The sequence below is a fragment of the Streptomyces rhizoryzae genome, from assembly GCF_023155275.1.
In the GTDB taxonomy this organism is placed as follows: domain Bacteria; phylum Actinomycetota; class Actinomycetes; order Streptomycetales; family Streptomycetaceae; genus Streptomyces; species Streptomyces rhizoryzae.
On sequence record NZ_JALMUV010000018.1, the window covers coordinates 1 to 16,855 of the forward strand.

The 16,855-nt window shown below is 72.8% G+C and carries 16 protein-coding genes; 11 read left to right on the forward strand and 5 right to left on the reverse strand.

Annotated elements, in window-relative coordinates; translation table 11 throughout:
- Positions 1-162 precede the first annotated feature (162 nt).
- From MUU72_RS16420 to MUU72_RS16455, 8 genes are all read left to right on the forward strand, one after another.
- A complete protein-coding gene (locus tag MUU72_RS16420; protein ID WP_248014009.1) occupies positions 163-447 on the forward strand; it encodes a thiamine-binding protein in 285 nt (94 codons plus the stop codon).
- Positions 444-824: a helix-turn-helix domain-containing protein gene (locus MUU72_RS16425; protein WP_248014010.1), complete on the forward strand. Its 381-nt coding sequence runs from the start codon at positions 444-446 to the stop codon at positions 822-824. Before MUU72_RS16420 ends, MUU72_RS16425 begins: the two co-directional genes overlap by 4 nt.
- A gap of 172 nt (positions 825-996) precedes the next feature.
- Entirely contained in the window at positions 997-1,509 is a 513-nt protein-coding gene (gene uraD / locus MUU72_RS16430) for a 2-oxo-4-hydroxy-4-carboxy-5-ureidoimidazoline decarboxylase (RefSeq protein WP_248014011.1), read from the forward strand.
- Positions 1,506-1,919: a hydroxyisourate hydrolase gene (uraH, locus tag MUU72_RS16435; protein WP_248014012.1), complete on the forward strand. Its 414-nt coding sequence runs from the start codon at positions 1,506-1,508 to the stop codon at positions 1,917-1,919. Before uraD ends, uraH begins: the two co-directional genes overlap by 4 nt.
- Before the next feature lie 7 nt (positions 1,920-1,926).
- Entirely contained in the window at positions 1,927-2,850 is a 924-nt protein-coding gene (gene pucL, locus MUU72_RS16440) for a factor-independent urate hydroxylase (RefSeq protein ID WP_248014013.1), read from the forward strand.
- Positions 2,851-2,934: 84 nt separating this feature from the next.
- Entirely contained in the window at positions 2,935-4,338 is a 1,404-nt protein-coding gene (locus MUU72_RS16445; protein ID WP_248014014.1) for a nucleobase:cation symporter-2 family protein, read from the forward strand.
- A gap of 44 nt (positions 4,339-4,382) precedes the next feature.
- Entirely contained in the window at positions 4,383-5,786 is a 1,404-nt protein-coding gene (locus MUU72_RS16450) for an 8-oxoguanine deaminase (RefSeq protein WP_248014015.1), read from the forward strand.
- Between the two features lie 283 nt (positions 5,787-6,069).
- Positions 6,070-7,533 (forward strand): nucleobase:cation symporter-2 family protein, encoded by a 1,464-nt coding sequence (locus MUU72_RS16455; RefSeq protein ID WP_248014016.1) that lies wholly within the window; start codon positions 6,070-6,072, stop codon positions 7,531-7,533.
- 81 nt (positions 7,534-7,614) lie between these two features.
- On the opposite strand, the gene MUU72_RS16460 is transcribed toward MUU72_RS16455, so the two are convergent.
- On the reverse strand, positions 7,615-8,472 hold the full coding sequence (locus MUU72_RS16460; protein WP_248014017.1) for a chitosanase: 858 nt from the start codon (positions 8,470-8,472) through the stop codon (positions 7,615-7,617).
- Positions 8,473-8,582: 110 nt separating this feature from the next.
- Entirely contained in the window at positions 8,583-9,170 is a 588-nt protein-coding gene (locus MUU72_RS16465) for a TetR/AcrR family transcriptional regulator (protein WP_248014018.1), read from the reverse strand.
- 201 nt (positions 9,171-9,371) lie between these two features.
- Here MUU72_RS16465 and MUU72_RS16470 point away from each other — a divergent pair, with 201 nt between their 5' ends.
- Positions 9,372-11,054 carry a YfcC family protein gene (locus tag MUU72_RS16470; protein WP_372503126.1) on the forward strand — a complete coding sequence of 561 codons (1,683 nt, stop codon included), beginning with the start codon at positions 9,372-9,374 and terminating at the stop codon, positions 11,052-11,054.
- A gap of 84 nt (positions 11,055-11,138) precedes the next feature.
- Here the strand turns inward: MUU72_RS16470 and aceB are convergent, their stop codons facing one another.
- The 3 genes from aceB to MUU72_RS16485 all read right to left on the reverse strand — a co-directional run bounded on the left by aceB (position 11,139) and on the right by MUU72_RS16485 (position 14,076).
- Positions 11,139-12,779 carry a malate synthase A gene (gene aceB / locus MUU72_RS16475; RefSeq protein ID WP_248014020.1) on the reverse strand — a complete coding sequence of 547 codons (1,641 nt, stop codon included), beginning with the start codon at positions 12,777-12,779 and terminating at the stop codon, positions 11,139-11,141.
- A 369-nt stretch (positions 12,780-13,148) separates the two neighbouring features.
- A complete protein-coding gene (locus MUU72_RS16480) occupies positions 13,149-13,733 on the reverse strand; it encodes a nucleotidyltransferase family protein (RefSeq protein WP_248014121.1) in 585 nt (194 codons plus the stop codon).
- 112 nt (positions 13,734-13,845) lie between these two features.
- Positions 13,846-14,076 (reverse strand): hypothetical protein, encoded by a 231-nt coding sequence (locus tag MUU72_RS16485; RefSeq protein ID WP_248014021.1) that lies wholly within the window; start codon positions 14,074-14,076, stop codon positions 13,846-13,848.
- 452 nt (positions 14,077-14,528) lie between these two features.
- Here MUU72_RS16485 and MUU72_RS16490 point away from each other — a divergent pair, with 452 nt between their 5' ends.
- Both MUU72_RS16490 and MUU72_RS16495 read left to right on the forward strand, forming a co-directional pair.
- A complete protein-coding gene (locus MUU72_RS16490; protein ID WP_282504168.1) occupies positions 14,529-16,376 on the forward strand; it encodes a serine/threonine-protein kinase in 1,848 nt (615 codons plus the stop codon).
- Between the two features lie 106 nt (positions 16,377-16,482).
- Complete coding sequence (locus tag MUU72_RS16495; protein WP_372503127.1) at positions 16,483-16,818, forward strand: DUF5955 family protein; 336 nt, start codon at positions 16,483-16,485, stop codon at positions 16,816-16,818.
- The last annotated feature ends 37 nt before the right edge of the window (positions 16,819-16,855 follow it).

Consider the following 16,855-nt stretch of genomic DNA (forward strand, 5'->3'; position numbering starts at 1 on the left):
TTGAAGCGCGTGTCCGTGAAACCCATAGGGCCCGGCGCTCCTTCCGGATAGCGGAACTTACTTTCTGCGTAATGGAACACTGCCGGGCGGGCGGGGAAGCTGTCAAGGGGGGCCGGGGGCAATTTCTGGTCGCCGGGCCGAACCGCGCGTAGGTTGAACCGCGTGCGATTGAGAGTTGAGTTCACGACGGAGCCGTTCGATCTGGACGAGGCACCCGCCCACGCCGTGGTGGCCCGCGAGATCGTCACCGGCGCGGGGCTGGACGCGGTCGACGTCGGCCCGTTCGGCAACACCGCGGAGGGTGACGCCGACCGGGTGCTGGGCGCGGTCGAGGCGCTGCTGAGGAAGTCCCTGGCGGCGGGCGCCACCCGGGTCTCCCTCCAGGTCAACGTGATCGGGGACGGCCGCCGGGACGGCGCGCCGGAGGGCGAGGGGGACGCGACGTGACGGAGCCCGCGGACCACCCGTTCGTGCAGGCGGTCAAACCGCTGGTGGATGCGATGGGCGGCCGGATGGTCGCACCGGAGCAGGCCCGCGGGGACGACGTCGTCCTGGCCTGGGAGGGGCAGGACCGGGTGGCCGTGCGGCTGCCCCACCTGTCCGAGTCCCTCGACCACATCCTCGCGGAGCTGGAGCGCCGGCACGGGATGCCGCTGTCGGAGCTGGACCGCAGGACCAAGCAGTCGGTGGTCCGCATACTGGAGAGCCGGGGTGCGTTCTCCGTCCGGCACGGGGTGGAGACGGTCGCGGGCGCCCTCGGCGTCAGCCGCTTCACCGTGTACAACTACCTGAACAGGGAAAGCGCCGCGAAGAACGCCGACTGAGGCGAACGGGGCGCAACTCCCCCTCCGGTGGCCGCGAGCCGCCGTCCGGCAACCCCGGGCGGCGGCTTTTGTGTTGCCGACTTTTCAACAAAGTGTTGACGTGGTGTTGCCGGAGGTCTTAGCTGTTTCCAGCCAAACAGAGCTGTCCAGCACCAGGCCACGGAGGCTTCCCGTGTCTTCGAGTACGCCCCAAGGGCTTACCCGGTTCAACACCGCCGATGCCAGCGAGGCTCAGGCCGCCCTGCACGAGGTGTGTGCCAGCCGGGCTTGGGGGAGCAAGATCGTCGCCCAGCGCCCCTACCCCACCCCCGACGCCCTGTACGCCGCGAGCGACGCCGCCATGGCCGAGCTGACCGCGGAGGACCTGGCGGAGGCGATGGCCGGGCACCCGCCGATCGGACGGCCCAAGCCGGGCGATCCCACCTCGAACCGCGAGCAGAGCGGTATGGCCGGCGCCTCCGACGAGCTCAAGGCGGAGATGCTCGAACTCAACCTGGCCTACCAGGACAAGTTCGGGCACGTGTTCCTGATCTGCGCCTCCGGCCGTACCGGGGAGCAGATGCGCGATGCGGTCCGGGACCGGATCGACAACACGCCGGAGCAGGAACGCGAGATCGTCCGCGCGGAGCTCGGCAAGATCAACCGCATCCGCCTGAACCGCATCGCAGAAGGAGACCCAGTATGAGCAGCGAGACGGCTGCGGCGACGTCGGTGTCCACGCACATCCTGGACACCAGCGTGGGCCGCCCCGCGGAGGGCGTCGCCCTCACGCTCTCGGTGCGCTCCGGCAGCGGCGGTGCCTGGACGTCCCACGGCGCGGGGAAGACCGACGCCGACGGGCGCTGCAAGGATCTGCCGGCCCTGCCGGCGGGCACCACCCACGTACGCATCGCGTTCGAGACCGAGGCGTACTTCGTTTCACATCAGCACAGCGAAAACCAGCAAGCCGAGGAACAGCAGGACGCCCCCGCGCTACGGGACAGCGGAGCCTTCTTCCCGGAGGTGGCAATCACCTTTGCCGTCAAGCCGGGCGAGCACTACCACGTACCGCTGCTGCTCAACCCGTTCGGCTACTCCGTATACCGAGGGAGCTAGCACCGACATGCCCACGATTCTCGGCCAGAACCAGTACGGCAAGGCGGAAAACCGCGTCGTCAAGATCACCCGCGACGGCGCCACGCACCACATCAAGGACCTCAACGTCTCGGTCGCGCTCTCGGGCGACCTGGAGGAGGTCCACCTCTCCGGCTCGAACGCCAACTGCCTGCCCACCGACACGACCAAGAACACCGTGTACGCCTTCGCCAAGGAGTACGGGATCGAGTCGGCCGAGCAGTTCGGCATCCACCTGGCCCGGCACTTCGTGACCAGCCAGGAGCCGATCAAGCGGGCCCGCATCCGGATCGAGGAGTACGCCTGGGAGCGTATCGAGACCGCGGACGGCAACTCCCGCTTCATCGGGGCCGAGGAGGTCAAGCACTCCTTCGTCCGCAAGGGCCAGGAGGTCCGCCTCACCGAGATCACCTTCGACGGTGAGAACTTCCAGGTCATCTCGGGTCTGAAGGACCTGATCGTGATGAACTCCACCAACTCGGAGTTCTGGGGGTACATCAAGGACAAGTACACGACGCTGAAGGAGGCGTACGACCGCATCCTCGCCACGCAGGTGGCCAGCCGCTGGCGCTTCAACTGGACCTCCGACGAGCAGCGGATGCCCAACTGGGAGCGTTCGTACGAGCAGGTCAAGAAGCACATGCTCCAGGCGTTCGCGGAGACGTACAGCCTCTCCCTCCAGCAGACCCTTTACCAGATGGGGTCGCGCATCATCAACAACAGGTCCGAGGTGGACGAGATCCGCTTCTCGCTCCCCAACAAGCACCACTTCCTGGTGGACCTGGAGCCGTTCGGGCTCAAGAACGACAACGAGGTCTACTACGCGGCGGACCGCCCGTACGGCCTGATCGAAGCCACTGTTCTGCGCGACGGTGTCGAAGCCCGGATCCCGATGGATCTCACCAACCTCTGACGGCTCTTCGACGCAACGCCGTGCCTCGCGTCCCCTCCCCACCCCGCAGCGGGGAGGGGACGCGATTTCCGAGGGGAACGACCCATGGCACAGCAAGAGCAAGCCCCGCACCACCCCGCCCCACCGGTCCACCCGGTGGATGAGAAGCCGGCCGTCAGGCGGCTGGTCCCCGCCGCGCTCCAGCACATCGCAGCGATGTACGCCGGCGTCGTCACCCCTCCGCTCATCATCGGCCAGGCCGTCGGCCTGGACGGCGCGGGCCGGACCCGGCTGATCGCCGCGAGCCTCCTCATCGCCGGGCTCGCGACCCTGCTTCAGACGCTCGGTCTGCGCACCTTCGTCGGCAACCGCCTCCCGTTCGTCAACGCGGCCAGCTCCGCCGGCATCACCCCCATCCTCGCCATCGCCGAGAACACCGCCAAGGGGCACCAACTCCCCGCCATCTACGGCGCGGTGATGTGCGCCGGCGTCTTCTGCCTGGCGATCGGCCCGTTCTTCGGCCGGCTCCTCCGCTTCTTCCCGCCGCTGGTCACCGGCGTCGTGATCACCCTCATCGGGGTGACGCTGATGCCCGTACCGGTCGGCTGGGCGCAGGGCGGCGACAAGCACGCCGCCGACTTCGGCTCCATGAAGAACCTCGCGCTGGCCGGCTTCACCCTCCTCGTGGTGCTGCTCATCCAGCGCTTCGCCAAGGGCTTCCTCAAGCAGGTCGCGCTGCTGATCGGCCTGGTCGTCGGCACCCTCGCCGCGATCCCGTTCGGCATGGCCGGCTTCGACGGGCTGCGCTCGGCGCCGATCGCCGCGCTGCCCACCCCGTTCGGCTTCGGAGCGCCGGAATTCCAGCCCGCCGCGATCCTGTCCCTGTGCATCGTGATGCTGGTGCTGATGACCGAGTCCTCGGCCGGCATGCTCGCCCTCGGCGAGATCTGCGACCGGAAGACCACCAGCACCACCATCACCCGCGGTCTGCGCACCGACGGTATCGCCACTCTCCTCGGTCCCGTCTTCGGCGGCTTCCCGACCAGCGCCTTCGCGCAGAACGTCGGAGTGGTCTCGCTGACCCGGGTCCGCAGCCGCTACGTCGTCGCGCTCGCCGGCGCGGTCCTGCTGGTCCTCGGCGCCTTCCCCGTCCTGGGCGCCGTGGTCTCGCTGGTGCCGATGCCGGTCCTCGGCGGCGCGGGTATCGTCCTGTTCGGATCGATCGCGGTCAGTGGCATCCGCACGCTCTCCGAAGCAGGGCTCGAGGACAGCTCCAACATCATCCTGGTGGCCGTGTCGCTCGGCGCGGGGATCATCCCGCTGGCCGCGCCGACCTTCTACGCCGGGTTCCCCGCCTGGGCACAGACCGTGCTCGGCTCCGGAATCAGCGCCGGAGCCCTGGTCGCGGTCCTGCTCAACCTGTTCTTCAACCATCTCGGCACCCGGAGCACCGCACGGGCAGCGGTACTGTCAGCCGCCTCGCCCGGCTCCGGCACTCAAATCCCGTAGGGCCATGCCGTGCCCAACCGCCACGGAAAGAACGAGGAAGCAACATGGCAGCATCGGCATCCCCTGACAGCGCGGTGAAGCAGCGCATCATCATCGAGAACTGCGCCATCGCGACGGTCGACGCCGACGACACCGAGTACGCCAGCGGCTACGTCGTCGTCGCCGACAACATCATCGAGTCCCTGGGCGCCGGCAAGGCGCCCGAGGGGCTGGAGAACGTCGTCCGCCGGGTGGACGGCACCGGCCACCTGGTCACCCCGGGCCTGATCAACACCCACCACCACTTCTACCAGTGGATCACCCGGGGCCTGGCCACCGACCACAACCTCTTCAACTGGCTGGTCGCGCTCTACCCGACCTGGGCCCGGATCGACGCGGCGATGCTGACCGCGGCCACCCACGGTTCGCTCGGCATGATGGTCAAGGGCGGGGTCACCACCGCCTCCGACCACCACTACGTCTTCCCGCGGGGTGCCGGCGACCTCGTCGGTGCCGAACTGGCCGCGGTCGCCGACATCGGCGCCCGGATCACCCTGGCCCGCGGCTCGATGGACCGCAGCGAGAAGGACGGCGGCCTGCCGCCGGACTTCGCCGTGGAGACCACCGAGGGCGCCCTCCTGGGCACCGAGGAGGCCATCGACAAGCACCACGACGCCTCCTTCGGCTCGATGGTGCACATCGCCGCGGCGCCCTGTTCGCCGTTCTCCATCTCCACCGAACTCCTCCGCGAGGGCGCCGCGCTCGCCCGCCGCAAGGGCGTGCGGATGCACACCCACGGCTCGGAGACCGTGGAGGAGGAGAAGTTCTGCCACGAGCTGTTCGGCATGGGCCCGACCGACTACTTCGAGTCCACCGGCTGGCTCGGCGAGGACGTGTGGATGGCGCACTGCGTCCACATGAACGACTCCGACATCGCCGCCTTCGCCCGTACGAAGACCGGCGTGGCGCACTGCCCGTCCTCCAACGCCCGGCTGGCCGCCGGCATCGCCCGCGTCCCCGACATGCTCGCGGCCGGCGTCCCGGTCGGCCTCGGCGTCGACGGCACCGCGTCCAACGAGTCCGGCGAGCTCCACACCGAGCTGCGCAACGCGCTGCTCATCAACCGCCTCGGCGCCCACCGCGAGGCCGCCCTCAACGCCCGCAAGGCGCTGCGGCTCGGCACCTACGGCGGCGCCCAGGTCCTCGGCCGGACCAGCGAGATCGGCTCCCTGGAGCCCGGCAAGCTGGCCGACCTGGTGCTGTGGAAGCTCGACGGCCTGGGCCACTCCTCGATCGCCGACCCGGTGACCGCGCTGGTCTTCGGGCCGGCCGCCCCGGTCACGCTGTCGCTGGTCGACGGCAGGCCGGTGGTCGAGGACAACCACCTCACCAACATCGACGAGGACGCCATCGCCCGCTCCACGCGGGCCGAGGCGCAGCGTCTGGCGCGTATCGCGGCCGAGGGCTGATCCCCCCGGACGCGGCACGGCCGAAGACTCGGCCGGGAGGGACGGCTCCCGGCTGAGCTTGCGGACCCGAGCGGGGCCCGCAAGCGCCGGACCCGGGGGTACGGGACGATTCCCGTACCCCCGGGCCGGTCCACTCCCCACACCAGCCGCCCACGCGCCACAAGCGCGGCCTTCCGCACGCTCACCAGCGCTGCACCAGGCACCACCGCACCACATGGCACGACCTCCGTGACAGGCTCGCACCGCCGCTGACGGCGGAGCAGAAATCGACAGGAGGCCCGCAGTGGCCGCACCTACCGGGCAGAAGTCGGAGGGGGACCGGAAGCACCCGGTCGACGAGACCCTCCCGCCCTTCAAAATGTTCACCAGCGGCCTGCAGCACGTGGCCGCGATGTACGCGGGCGTGGTCGCCCCGCCGATGATCATCGGACCCGCCTGCGGGCTCAGCCCCACCGAGACCGCGTTCCTGATGGGCGCCAGCCTCTTCACCGCGGGTATCGCCACCCTCCTCCAGACCCTGGGCTTCTGGAAGGTCGGAGCCAAGCTGCCGTTCGTCAACGGTGTCTCGTTCGCCGGCGTCAGCCCGATCGTCGCGATCGCCAAGGAGCACAGCCCGCACGACGCCCTGCCGGTCATCTTCGGTGCGGTGATCGTCGCCGGTGTCCTCGGCTTCCTCCTCGCGCCCTACTTCTCCAAACTGGTCCGCTTCTTCCCGCCGGTGGTCACCGGCACCGTGATCACCCTGATCGGTGTCTCGCTGCTGCCGGTCGCCTTCCGCTGGTCCCAGGGCGGCAGTGAACAGGCCGCCGGCTACGGCTCGTTGAAGAACATCGGGATGGCCGCGGTCACCTTCCTGATCGTGCTGGTGCTGCGCCGGACGCTGCGCGGCTTCCTCCAGCAGATCGCCATCCTGCTCGGCCTGGTCGTCGGCACCCTGCTCGCCATCCCCGCCGGCCTCACCGACTTCTCGGTGCTCACCAAGGCGAGCCTGGTCGGCTTCCCGACGCCGTTCCACTTCGGCGCCCCGCAGCTCGACGTCGCCGCGATCATCTCGATGTGCATCGTGATGCTGGTCTGCATGACCGAGTCCACCGCCGACATGCTCGCCCTCGGCAAGATCGTGGGCCGTCCCGCCGACGAGCGCACCATCGAGGGCGGCCTGCGCGCCGACACCCTCGGTACGGCGATCAGCCCGCTGTTCAACGGCTTCGCCAACAGCGCCTTCGCCCAGAACATCGGCCTGGTGGCGATGACCAAGGTGCGCAGCCGCTTCGTGGTGGCGACCAGCGGCGGCATCCTGATCCTGCTGGGCCTGTGCCCGGTGGCCGCCTCGGTCATCTCCCTGGTGCCGCTGCCGGTCCTGGGCGGTGCGGGCATCGTACTGTTCGGCTCGGTCGCCGCCAGCGGCGTGCAGACCCTGGCCACCGCCGCCATGGAGAAGGGCGAGAACTCCCTGATCGTGGCCGCCGCCCTGGGCATCGGGCTGATCCCCATCGCGGCGCCGGAGTTCTACCACAACTTCCCCAAGGACCTGCTGGTCGTCCTGGACTCCGGTATCAGCACCGGCTGCCTGGTCGCCATCGTCCTCAACCTCGCCTTCAACCACCTCGGCCGGAAGCGCGCCGGCGACGCGGCCGATCCGGCCCCCGACCCGCACGCCCTGGCCGACGTCCCCGAGATCCCCCAGCAGCCCGAACGCGGCCGGATGGACGACGGCGAGACCGCCGCCTCCGCCACCGCCCACTGACAGCCCAGCGCCACCGGCAACGGCCCGTACGGACCCGGCAACCGCCGTCTCCCTACGGGCCGTTGGGCTGTGCGGGGCCCGTCAGTCGAGGTGGTAGCGGTCCCCGTAGACCTTCCAGTCCAGCGGGGTGTGCAGGTCGAGGTTGCCCTTCTTCAGGAACACCCGCTGCGCGGTGTCCACCCGGCTGGTGTCGCTGTGCGCCTCCTCCTGCTTCATCGCCCACACCCGCGCGTCCAGGAAGGCGTTCAGGTACGTCTTCTCGTCGCCGCCCCGCGCCGGCGGCGCGGCCTTGGCCAGGGCGCGCTCGCGGAGGGCGGAGAAGCCGGTCCGGTCGCCGCCGTCGCCGTGCATCACCAGCGCGTCGTAGTAGATGAACTGCCCCAGCACGCCCAGGCCGTCGGCCTTCCCCCGCTTGACCGCCGGGTTGAAGTAGACCCGGTCCCGCTCGTCGTCCTGTGCGGTGCGGAATGCCGGGTCCTGCGCCGCCGTGCGCCAGTCCCTGGGGTAGTCCGGATCCAGGCCCGCGTGCGAGTCGCTGCCGTCCACCCTGCGCAGTGCGGGGAGGTACCCGGCCAGGACGTTGCCGGGCTTGCGCCGGGTGTAGAGCTCGACCAGCTCCAGCATGTCGTGCGTACCGGAGGTGAAGCCGATGATGCCGCCGGTGTAGCCGCGGCCGTCCCCGATGTCCTCGATGTACTTGTACTGGGCCTTCCAGTCCAGAGAGGAGTTCTCCGCGCTGGAGACCAGCCGCATGGCGATCTCCTTCTTCACCGGGTCGTCCAGCCCGGCGGCGTGCGGCGCGGTGCGGGGCGCGGCCTGCGCCGGGGCACGGTCCGGCGGGGCGGTGGCGGCGGCCGCCACCGCGGTGGCCGGCGCGGCGAGCAGGGCGAGCCCGAGGGCGGTACGGGCGGCGGCCCTGGCTATCGATCGGGAGCGCATGAAGTCCTCCTGTCGGAGTGGCCGTGGGGGAGTCCCCAATCGTTAGGAAGCTTTCCTACCAGACTCCGGAAGGCCCGTACAGCCGTCCGCGCGCCAACCGCCCGCGGCCGTCAGGGGGTTGGGCCCGCGCCCGCGCCCGGTGCGCCGCCCAGCAGGCCGCCCACCAGCGACTGCATCTCCTCCGCCGGGTCGAACGCCCCTCCCGGGAAGGCGAGTTGGCGCATCACCACCCCCTCCAGGTGGTCCACCAGGATCCGGCCGTGCCGCTCCGGCGCCGCGGACCCCAGCCGCCGCACCCACTCCGTGCTCCGCTCCAGCACCGCCTGGCGCGCCCGCGCCAGCGGCGCGCGCAGCTCCGGCCGCACCGCGGACTCCAGGAGCAGTGCGAACCGCGCGGCCGTACGGGCGCGCCCCGGCCCCGCGGCGTGCCGGGCCAACCCGGCCAGCGCCTCGGCCAGTTCGCCCGGCCCGGCCGGCGGCGGCCCGCCGGTGAACGCCTCCCACTCCCGCCGCTCCAGCGCCAGCAGATGCTCCACGATGCCGCCGAGCAGCGCCGCGCGGTTGCGGAAGTAGTTGGACGTGGTGCCCGTCGGCACCTCCGCGGCCCGGTCCACCGCCTGGTACGTCAGCCCCCGGGCCCCCTCGCCCCCCAGGACCTCCACCGCCGCGTCCAGCACCTGCTCCCGCCGCCGCGCCAACGCTCCACCCGCCCTTACAACTCCGTTACTACGCCCATAGTATCCGCGCTGGTCCGCGGCGCTGCCGCACCGCCGCCGCACCGACCGGCCCCCGCCGCCGCACCGACCGGGCCCCCGCTGCCCCGTCGGCCGGCTCCCGCCCGTCCCGCCGGCTGTCTCCCGCCCGTCCCGTCAGCCGTCCCCCGCCCGTCCCACCCGGCTATGCTGCGCTTCGCACCGAATGCCGGGAAGCGCCCCGGCCGGTGCGCCGGAACACGAGCCACCGGGCGGGCCCCGCGGCCGGGCCGCCCCGTGGAGAGGGGAGCCGCCGTGCCCCAGGAGCGGAGCGACCCCGGGCCCGCCCCGGGACCCCCGGGCACCCGCCCACCTGAGGAGCCGTCACCGGACGGCTCCGCGCGGCGCCGCGCCGCCTTCCCCGGCGCCCTCACCGTCCTCGCCCTCGTCACCCTCGCCGTCTGGGCGCTGGCCTGCGTCCTGCCGTCCGGCAGCTACGCCCGGAACGCCGCGGGCCGGCCCCTCCAGGGCACCTACCACCGCGAGCCGTCCGGCCGCTCCGCCGCCGAGCGGCTCGGCGACCTCTTCCTCTCCCCGGCCAACGGCCTCTACGGCGTCCGGGACGCCCGGACCGGCCTGGTCGGCCCGGACCTCTCCGGACAGCTGTACGGCAGCGCCGGGGTGTTCCTCTTCGTCCTGGCCATCGGGGCGTTCCTCACCGTCGTCCTCGCCACCGGCGCGCTGGACCGCGGGATCGGCCGCCTGGCGCACCGGCTGCGCGACCGCGGCGCCCTGCTGATCGCCGCGCTGATGGCGGTGTTCTCCCTGCTCGGCACGGTCGAGGGGTTCGCCGAGGAGACCCTGGGCTGCTACGGCCTGATCGTCCCCCTGGTGCTGGCCCTCGGCTTCGACCGGCTGGTGGCGGCCGGCGCGATCATCCTCGGCGCGGGCATCGGCGTGCTGTGCTCCACGGTGAACCCGTTCGCCACCGGTGTCGCCTCCGCGGCCGCCGAGGTTCCGCTCGGCGACGGCATCGCGCTGCGCGGTGCGATGTGGCTGGTGCTGACCACCGCCACCACCGCCTACGTCATCCGCTACGCCCGCCGGGTGCGCGCCGACCCCGGCCGCTCCCTGTGCGGTTTCCTCCCCGGGGACCGCGCGCAGCACCGCACCGCCCGGGACACCGCGGAGCCACCGCCGCTCACCGGCCTCCACAAGGCGGTCCTGGGGATCGTCGCCGCGCTCTTCGGCCTGATGGTCTTCTCGGTGATCCCGTGGTCCGGCGCCCTCACCGGCCGGGCCGACGCGCCCCCGTACGCCTGGGAACCGGACTGGTCCTTCCCGCAGCTGGCGGCGCTGTTCCTGGCCGGCGCGGTGCTGGTGGGGCTGGTGGCGCGGCTGGGGGAGCGGCGGCTGAGCGCCGCGCTCACCGGGGGCGCGGCCGACTTCCTCGCCCCGGCCCTGGTGATCGTCCTCGCCCGGGGAGCCACCGCGATCATGAACAACGCCAAGGTCACCGACACCGTGCTGCACGCCGTCGAGGGCGCGGTCGCGGGCACCCCGCCCGCCCTCTTCGGCGTGCTGGTCTTCCTGGTCAACCTCCCGCTGGCGTTCCTGATCCCCTCCAGCTCGGGGCACGCCACCCTCGCCCTGCCGATCCTCGCGCCGCTCGCCGACTTCGCCGGCGTCGCCCGTCCGCTGGCCGTCACCGCCTGGCAGGCCGCCAGCGGCTGGATGAACCTCTGGGTCCCCACCACCGCCGTCATCATGGGCGGCGTCTCCCTCGCCCGGGTCGGCTACGACGCCTACCTCCGCTTCGCCGCGCCGCTGCTGGCCCTGTTGGCCGTCCTGATCTGCGCCTTCGTCGCGCTGGGCGCGGCCCTCGGCTGACCGGCCGGCGGCCCGGCGCAGGGCGAAGGGCCCGCCCGCACCCCGGAGCACGGGGGAGCGGACGGGCCCTTCGGTCCGCGCGTCTCAGACCAGCAGCTCGTAGGCCGGCAGGGTCAGGAAGTCGGCGTAGTCGGCGTCCAGGGAGACCTTCAGCAGCAGGTCGTGGGCCTGCTGCCAGGTGCCGGAGGCGAAGGCTTCCTCGCCGATCTCGGCGCGGATGGCCGCCAGTTCGCGGGCCGCGACCTCGCGGACCAGGTCGGCGGTGGCCTTGGTGCCGGCGTGCTCGCCGTCCTGGAAGACGACACCGGCGTCGACCCACTGCCAGATCTGCGAGCGGGAGATCTCGGCGGTGGCGGCGTCCTCCATCAGGCCGAAGATGGCGACGGCGCCCAGGCCGCGCAGCCACGCCTCGATGTAGCGGGTGCCCACCTGCACGGCGTCGACCAGGCCCTGGTAGGTGGGCTTGGCATCCAGCGAGTCGATGGCGATGAGGTCCGCGGCCTTGACGTCCACGTCCTCGCGGAGGCGGTCCTTCTGGTTCGGCTTGTCGCCGAGGACCGCGTCGAACGAGGCGCGGGCGACCGGCACCAGGTCCGGGTGCGCGACCCAGGAGCCGTCGAAACCGTCGCCGGCCTCCCGGTCCTTGTCGTTCTTGACCTTGGCGAGCGCCTTCTCGTTGGCCTCGGGGTCCCGGCGGTTGGGGATGAAGGCCGCCATGCCGCCGATGGCGTGCGCCCCGCGCTTGTGGCAGGTGCGGACCAGCAGTTCGGTGTAGGCCCGCATGAACGGGGCGGTCATGGTGACCGCGTTGCGGTCCGGCAGCACGAACTTGGCGCCGCCGTCCCGGAAGTTCTTGACGATGGAGAAGAGGTAGTCCCAGCGGCCGGCGTTCAGGCCCGAGGCGTGGTCGCGCAGCTCGTAGAGGATCTCCTCCATCTCGTACGCGGCGGTGATGGTCTCGATGAGGACCGTGGCGCGGACGGTGCCCTGCGGGATGCCGACGTAGTCCTGGGCGAAGGTGAAGATGTCGTTCCAGAGGCGGGCCTCCAGGTGCGACTCGGTCTTCGGCAGGTAGAAGTACGGGCCCTTGCCGAGGTCCAGCAGGCGCTGGGCGTTGTGGAAGAAGTACAGGCCGAAGTCGACCAGCGCGCCGGGGACCGGGCGGCCCTCGAACTCCAGGTGGCGCTCCTCCAGGTGCCAGCCGCGCGGCCGCATCACGACGGTGGCGAGCTCCTCGGCCGGCTTCAGGGCGTAGGACTTGCCGGTGCGGGCGTCGGTGAAGTCGATCCGGCGCTCGTAGGCGTCGATCAGGTTGAGCTGGCCACCCACGACGTTCTCCCAGGTGGGAGCCGAGGCGTCCTCGAAGTCGGCGAGCCACACCTTCGCACCGGAGTTGAGCGCGTTGATGGTCATCTTGCGGTCGGTGGGACCGGTGATCTCCACCCGGCGGTCGATGAGCGCGGCGGGCGCTTCGGCCACCTTCCAGCTCTCGTCCGCGCGGATGTGCGCGGTCTCGGGGAGGAAGTCCAGCGTGCTGGTCCGGGCGATCTCGGCGCGGCGCTCGGCGCGGCGGGCGAGCAGCTCGTCCCGGCGGGGGGTGAACCGCCGGTGCAGCTCGGCGACGAAGGCGAGGGCGGCGTCGGTGAGGACCTCGTCCTGCCGTTCCGGGGTGTGTGCGGGGTCGACTTCGACGATGGCCAGCGGGGACGGCGCTGGTGCGGACATGAGCTGTCACTCCATTCAGCGGCGGTGCCTTGGCGGCCGCCGGGGCACCCGGGCGGCACGGGGTGCCGCGGGCTCCGAGATACGGTCGCGGGCGCCGTTCGGGTACAGGGCGCTTCTGACCAGTGGAGACTAGTTTCCTTATCGCGGAACTTCAATGGTTTGTTGATATCGAGATTCTCTGAGTCGACAGAAGTGGTGATCGAATGGCGCTCGGTGCCACACCGGTCACTCTCCATCACTCCCGCACCGGGGCGCCGTTTTCCCGTCACCGTCCCGGCGCGGCGCCCGTTCCGGCCGCCCGGGGCCCGCTCCGCCGCAGAATGTGCGGCGGCGGCCGCCCGGCGGTTGCCTGCGCCGGGCGGCCGCCGCTCACTCCAGCCGCGCCAGATCCTCCGGCGTGTCGATGTCGTACGCCTCGGCCACGTCGCCGCACTCGACGAGGGTGACCGCACCGGCGTGCCGCCTGAGGTAGTCCCGTGCCCCGCGGTCGCCCGAAGCGCCCGCCGCGATGTCCGCCCAGCGCCCGGCCCCGAACAGCACCGGATGCCCGCGCTCGCCCCCGTAGGCGGCGGCCGCCAGCGCGTCCCGCCCGGTGGCCGCGGCCACCACCCGGGCCACCGCCTGCGCCCCGATGCCCGGCTGGTCGACCAGGGAGACCACCACCGCGTCCGCCCCCGAACCGGCCAGCGCGGCCAGCCCCACCCGCAGCGACGAGCCCATCCCCCGGGCCCAGTCGGGGTTCACCGACACGCCGTAGCCCGTCAGGTCGGCCCGGGCGCGGACGGTGTCGGCGGCGGCGCCCAGCACGATGTGCACCGGCCCGCAGCCGCCCTCCCGCAGGACCCGTGCGGCGTGCTCGACCAGCGGGCGTCCCCGGTGGCCGAGCAGCGCCTTGGGCCGTCCCCCCAGCCGCCGCCCGCCGCCCGCGGCGAGCAGCAGCCCGGCCACCTTCATCCCCTCGGGCCGTACGGCCTCCGCCTGCCCCCCGGCGCCTGCGCGCTCCCCTGGATGTGCCATGGGACCTGCTTACCCCATGGCCGGGCGCGGCGCCCCGGGCGGCCCCCGGTCAGGCCGCGTCCCCCGCCGCGCGCTGGCGCGGGATCCGGGGCCGCAGCCGGTCCCGGAGCGCCTGCGTCCGCGCGTCGGCCTGCCGCCGCTCGCTGACGAAGCGGTGTATGTGCTCCTCGGTGATCTCCGAGGCGTCGGTCAGCCCGTACGCGCGGCAGATCAGCTGGACGACGCTGATCCGCCGGGCGTTGGGGGAGGGGTCCGGACTGGGGTCGGGGGTGGCTGTCATGGCGTTCTCCGATCCGGTGGGTCAGGGATCCGGTGCGCCGGCCTTCCGGCGCACCGGGGAGCTGCAATCCGGCGATATGCCGGATATTTCCATGGAAGGGAGAATGCTCCACCGTGCTCCGGCATATCCCTTCCATGCCATACGCCCACGCCAACGGATGCCCAGGGGAACGCACGTGCTGACGCATGGTCAGATCGGGGCCGGGGTAACCGCGCGCGGACGGGCGCGTTCCGGTGCGCGGGCGCGCGACGGGGAGCAGTGCAGTGCCGTACCTGGCGGGCCGTCAACTCCACAGCGCGTACGGCGGATCGGTGGGGTTTCGGAGGCCGTGCGGTATATGCCCGGCAGGGGCCGCCCGGGGCCCGGGCCGCGATGTCACGGTGCGCCGTCCGGCCGGATAAGGTGCATCTCCGTTGCGGACCTCCGGCCGCCGCGGACGCGGTGGCGCAGGCATGTCAGCGGGTCCGCGAGGAGAGTCGGGGGACGTAGTGGTGAACGGTGCGGAGCCGTCCGGGATCTTCCAGCCGCTGGCGGGCGACGACCCGCGGGTGATCGCGGGGTACCGCCTGACGGCGAAGCTCGGCGCCGGCGGGATGGGCAAGGTCTACCTCTCCTACACGCCCGGCGGCCGGCCGGTGGCCATCAAGGTGATCCGCCCGGAGTTCAGCGAGGACACCGAGTTCCGCCGCCGGTTCGCCCAGGAGGTGCAGGCCGCGCAGCGCGTCCAGGGGCTGTTCACCGCGCCGGTCATCGACAGCGACACCGAGGGGCCGGTGCCCTGGCTCGCCACCGCCTACGTGCCCGGGCCCGCGCTCTCCGCGGCCGTCGCCGAGCACGGCCCGCTGCCGGTCCCCACCGTGCTGCTGCTGGTCGCCGGGATCGCGGAGGCCCTCCAGGTCATCCACGGCGCGGGCATCGTGCACCGCGACCTGAAGCCGTCCAACGTCCTGCTGGCCGCCGACGGCCCGCGGGTGATCGACTTCGGTATCGCCCGGGCCGCCGACGCCACCGCCCTGACCGGCAGCGGCGTCACGGTCGGCACGCCCGCCTTCATGGCCCCGGAGCAGGCCACCGGCGCCACCGTCACCGCGGCCACCGACGTCTTCGCGCTCGGCCAGGTCGCGGCGTACGCGGCGGGCGGCAGCCCGGTCTTCGGGGAGGGCACCTCGCACGGCGTCCTCTACCGCATCGTCCACGAGGAGCCGGACCTCTCCGGGCTCCCGGACGCGCTGCGGGACCTGATCGGCCGGTGCCTGGCCAAGGAGGCGTCGGCCCGGCCGACCGTCGCCGAGGTGATCGCGCTGTGCGGCGCCGCGTCCGGGGAGACCCAGCTGCGCCGCCCCGAGGAGTGGCTGCCGGCGGCGGTCGCCGCCGACATCACCACCCGCGCCGCCGCCCCCGCGCCCCGGCCCACCCCGCCGCCGCCCCTGGAGGCCCCCGCGGCGGGCGTCCCGGCCCGCCCCGCGCAGCCCCCGGCCGCGCCGCCCGTCGCCCCGGTCCCCACCGCCCTGGACACCCCGCGGACCCCGCCGCCCGGCTTCGGCCCGCCCGCCTACGGCGCGGCCGCGGCCCACCCGGCACCGCCCGCCGCACCGCCGGCCGCACCCGGCGTCCCGGCCCCGCCCGCCCCGGCGGCCACCGCCCCCTTCCCGGCCCCGCAGCCGCCGGGGAAGAAGCGCAAGGGGCCGCTCGCCGCCCTGGTCGCGGTCTGCGCGCTGGCCCTCGTCGGCGTGGGCGGCGGCGCGGTCTACTTCCTGATGCCGGACCACCGCAAGGCCGCCGCCGGCAGCGAGGCCCCCGGCGGGCGGGCGAAGGCCACGGGCACCCCGGCGCCCGCCGCCACACCCGGCACCGGAGGCACCGGCCGCCCCACCCCGGAGACGCCCCGGCAGGACCCGGCGCCCGCCGACACCAAGGGCATCGACCTGCCCTTCAGCTACCGCCTGGCGATGTCCGACGACCCGATCACCCCCAAGGCCCTGGACGGCGGCGGCGATGTCGCGCTCGACGGGAGCGACCTCGCGGGCGGCCGGCTCACCACCCGCAACGGCAGCACCCTGGTCCTGCTCAAGACCGGTCAGCAGGGCTCGCTCGACACCTGCCGCCACGACACCCGCTACACCGACACCATCCCGCTCCCGCTGCTCGGCAAGGGCTCGCAGATCTGCCTGACCACCAGCAGCGGCACGGTCGCCCTGCTCAGCTACCGGGGCGCCTCGGGGGAGTCGGAGCCGAGCCGGTACATCACCCTCGACGTACGGGTCTGGCGTGGTGCGCAGGGCCCCGGGTCGACTTCCTGACGGCCGGCACCGGGAGCGGCCCGCCGGGTCCGGACCGGCCGGTGATCCGGTTTTTCGGCCCTCCGTATGGCGCCCCGGCACCCGGTGGCGTTAACTGTCCGGCACCGTGGAGGGCCCAACGGCCGTGGAGGGCGCCATCGTTGTGGAAGAGCTGTGCGAGGACAGCCGGACGGCCGGGGACCCCGGCGCGCCGGACGTCGGTGGCCTGCGGCGGGCGGTGGACCGGCTCCGCCGCCAACTGGCGGTCCTGCCCGGGGAGTTACCGGACCGGGCGGTCGCCGACGAGGAGCTGGCCGCACTGGCCGCGATGACGGTCCGCGGCCGGCCGGAGGCGGCCCGGCTGCGCCGTTCGCTGCTGCTGCTCACCGGGGCGGTGGGCTCGGTGAGCGCGCTGTCGCCGGCGCTGTCCGAGGTGCGGGCGCGGATCGAGGGGTTCGGCTGACGGCCGGGCGGGGCCTCGGCGGCCGCCCGGCCGGACG

Coding starts and splice junctions, on each gene's coding strand:
- uraH (WP_248014012.1), top strand. CDS start 1,506: ATGAGCAGCGAGACGGCTGCGGCGACGTCGGTGTCCACGCACATCCTG.
- pucL (WP_248014013.1), top strand. CDS start 1,927: ATGCCCACGATTCTCGGCCAGAACCAGTACGGCAAGGCGGAAAACCGC.
- MUU72_RS16445 (WP_248014014.1), top strand. CDS start 2,935: ATGGCACAGCAAGAGCAAGCCCCGCACCACCCCGCCCCACCGGTCCAC.
- MUU72_RS16450 (WP_248014015.1), top strand. CDS start 4,383: ATGGCAGCATCGGCATCCCCTGACAGCGCGGTGAAGCAGCGCATCATC.
- MUU72_RS16460 (WP_248014017.1), bottom strand. CDS start 8,472: ATGCGCTCCCGATCGATAGCCAGGGCCGCCGCCCGTACCGCCCTCGGG.
- MUU72_RS16470 (WP_372503126.1), top strand. CDS start 9,372: ATGCTGCGCTTCGCACCGAATGCCGGGAAGCGCCCCGGCCGGTGCGCC.
- aceB (WP_248014020.1), bottom strand. CDS start 12,779: ATGTCCGCACCAGCGCCGTCCCCGCTGGCCATCGTCGAAGTCGACCCC.
- MUU72_RS16480 (WP_248014121.1), bottom strand. CDS start 13,733: ATGAAGGTGGCCGGGCTGCTGCTCGCCGCGGGCGGCGGGCGGCGGCTG.
- MUU72_RS16485 (WP_248014021.1), bottom strand. CDS start 14,076: ATGACAGCCACCCCCGACCCCAGTCCGGACCCCTCCCCCAACGCCCGG.
- MUU72_RS16490 (WP_282504168.1), top strand. CDS start 14,529: ATGTCAGCGGGTCCGCGAGGAGAGTCGGGGGACGTAGTGGTGAACGGT.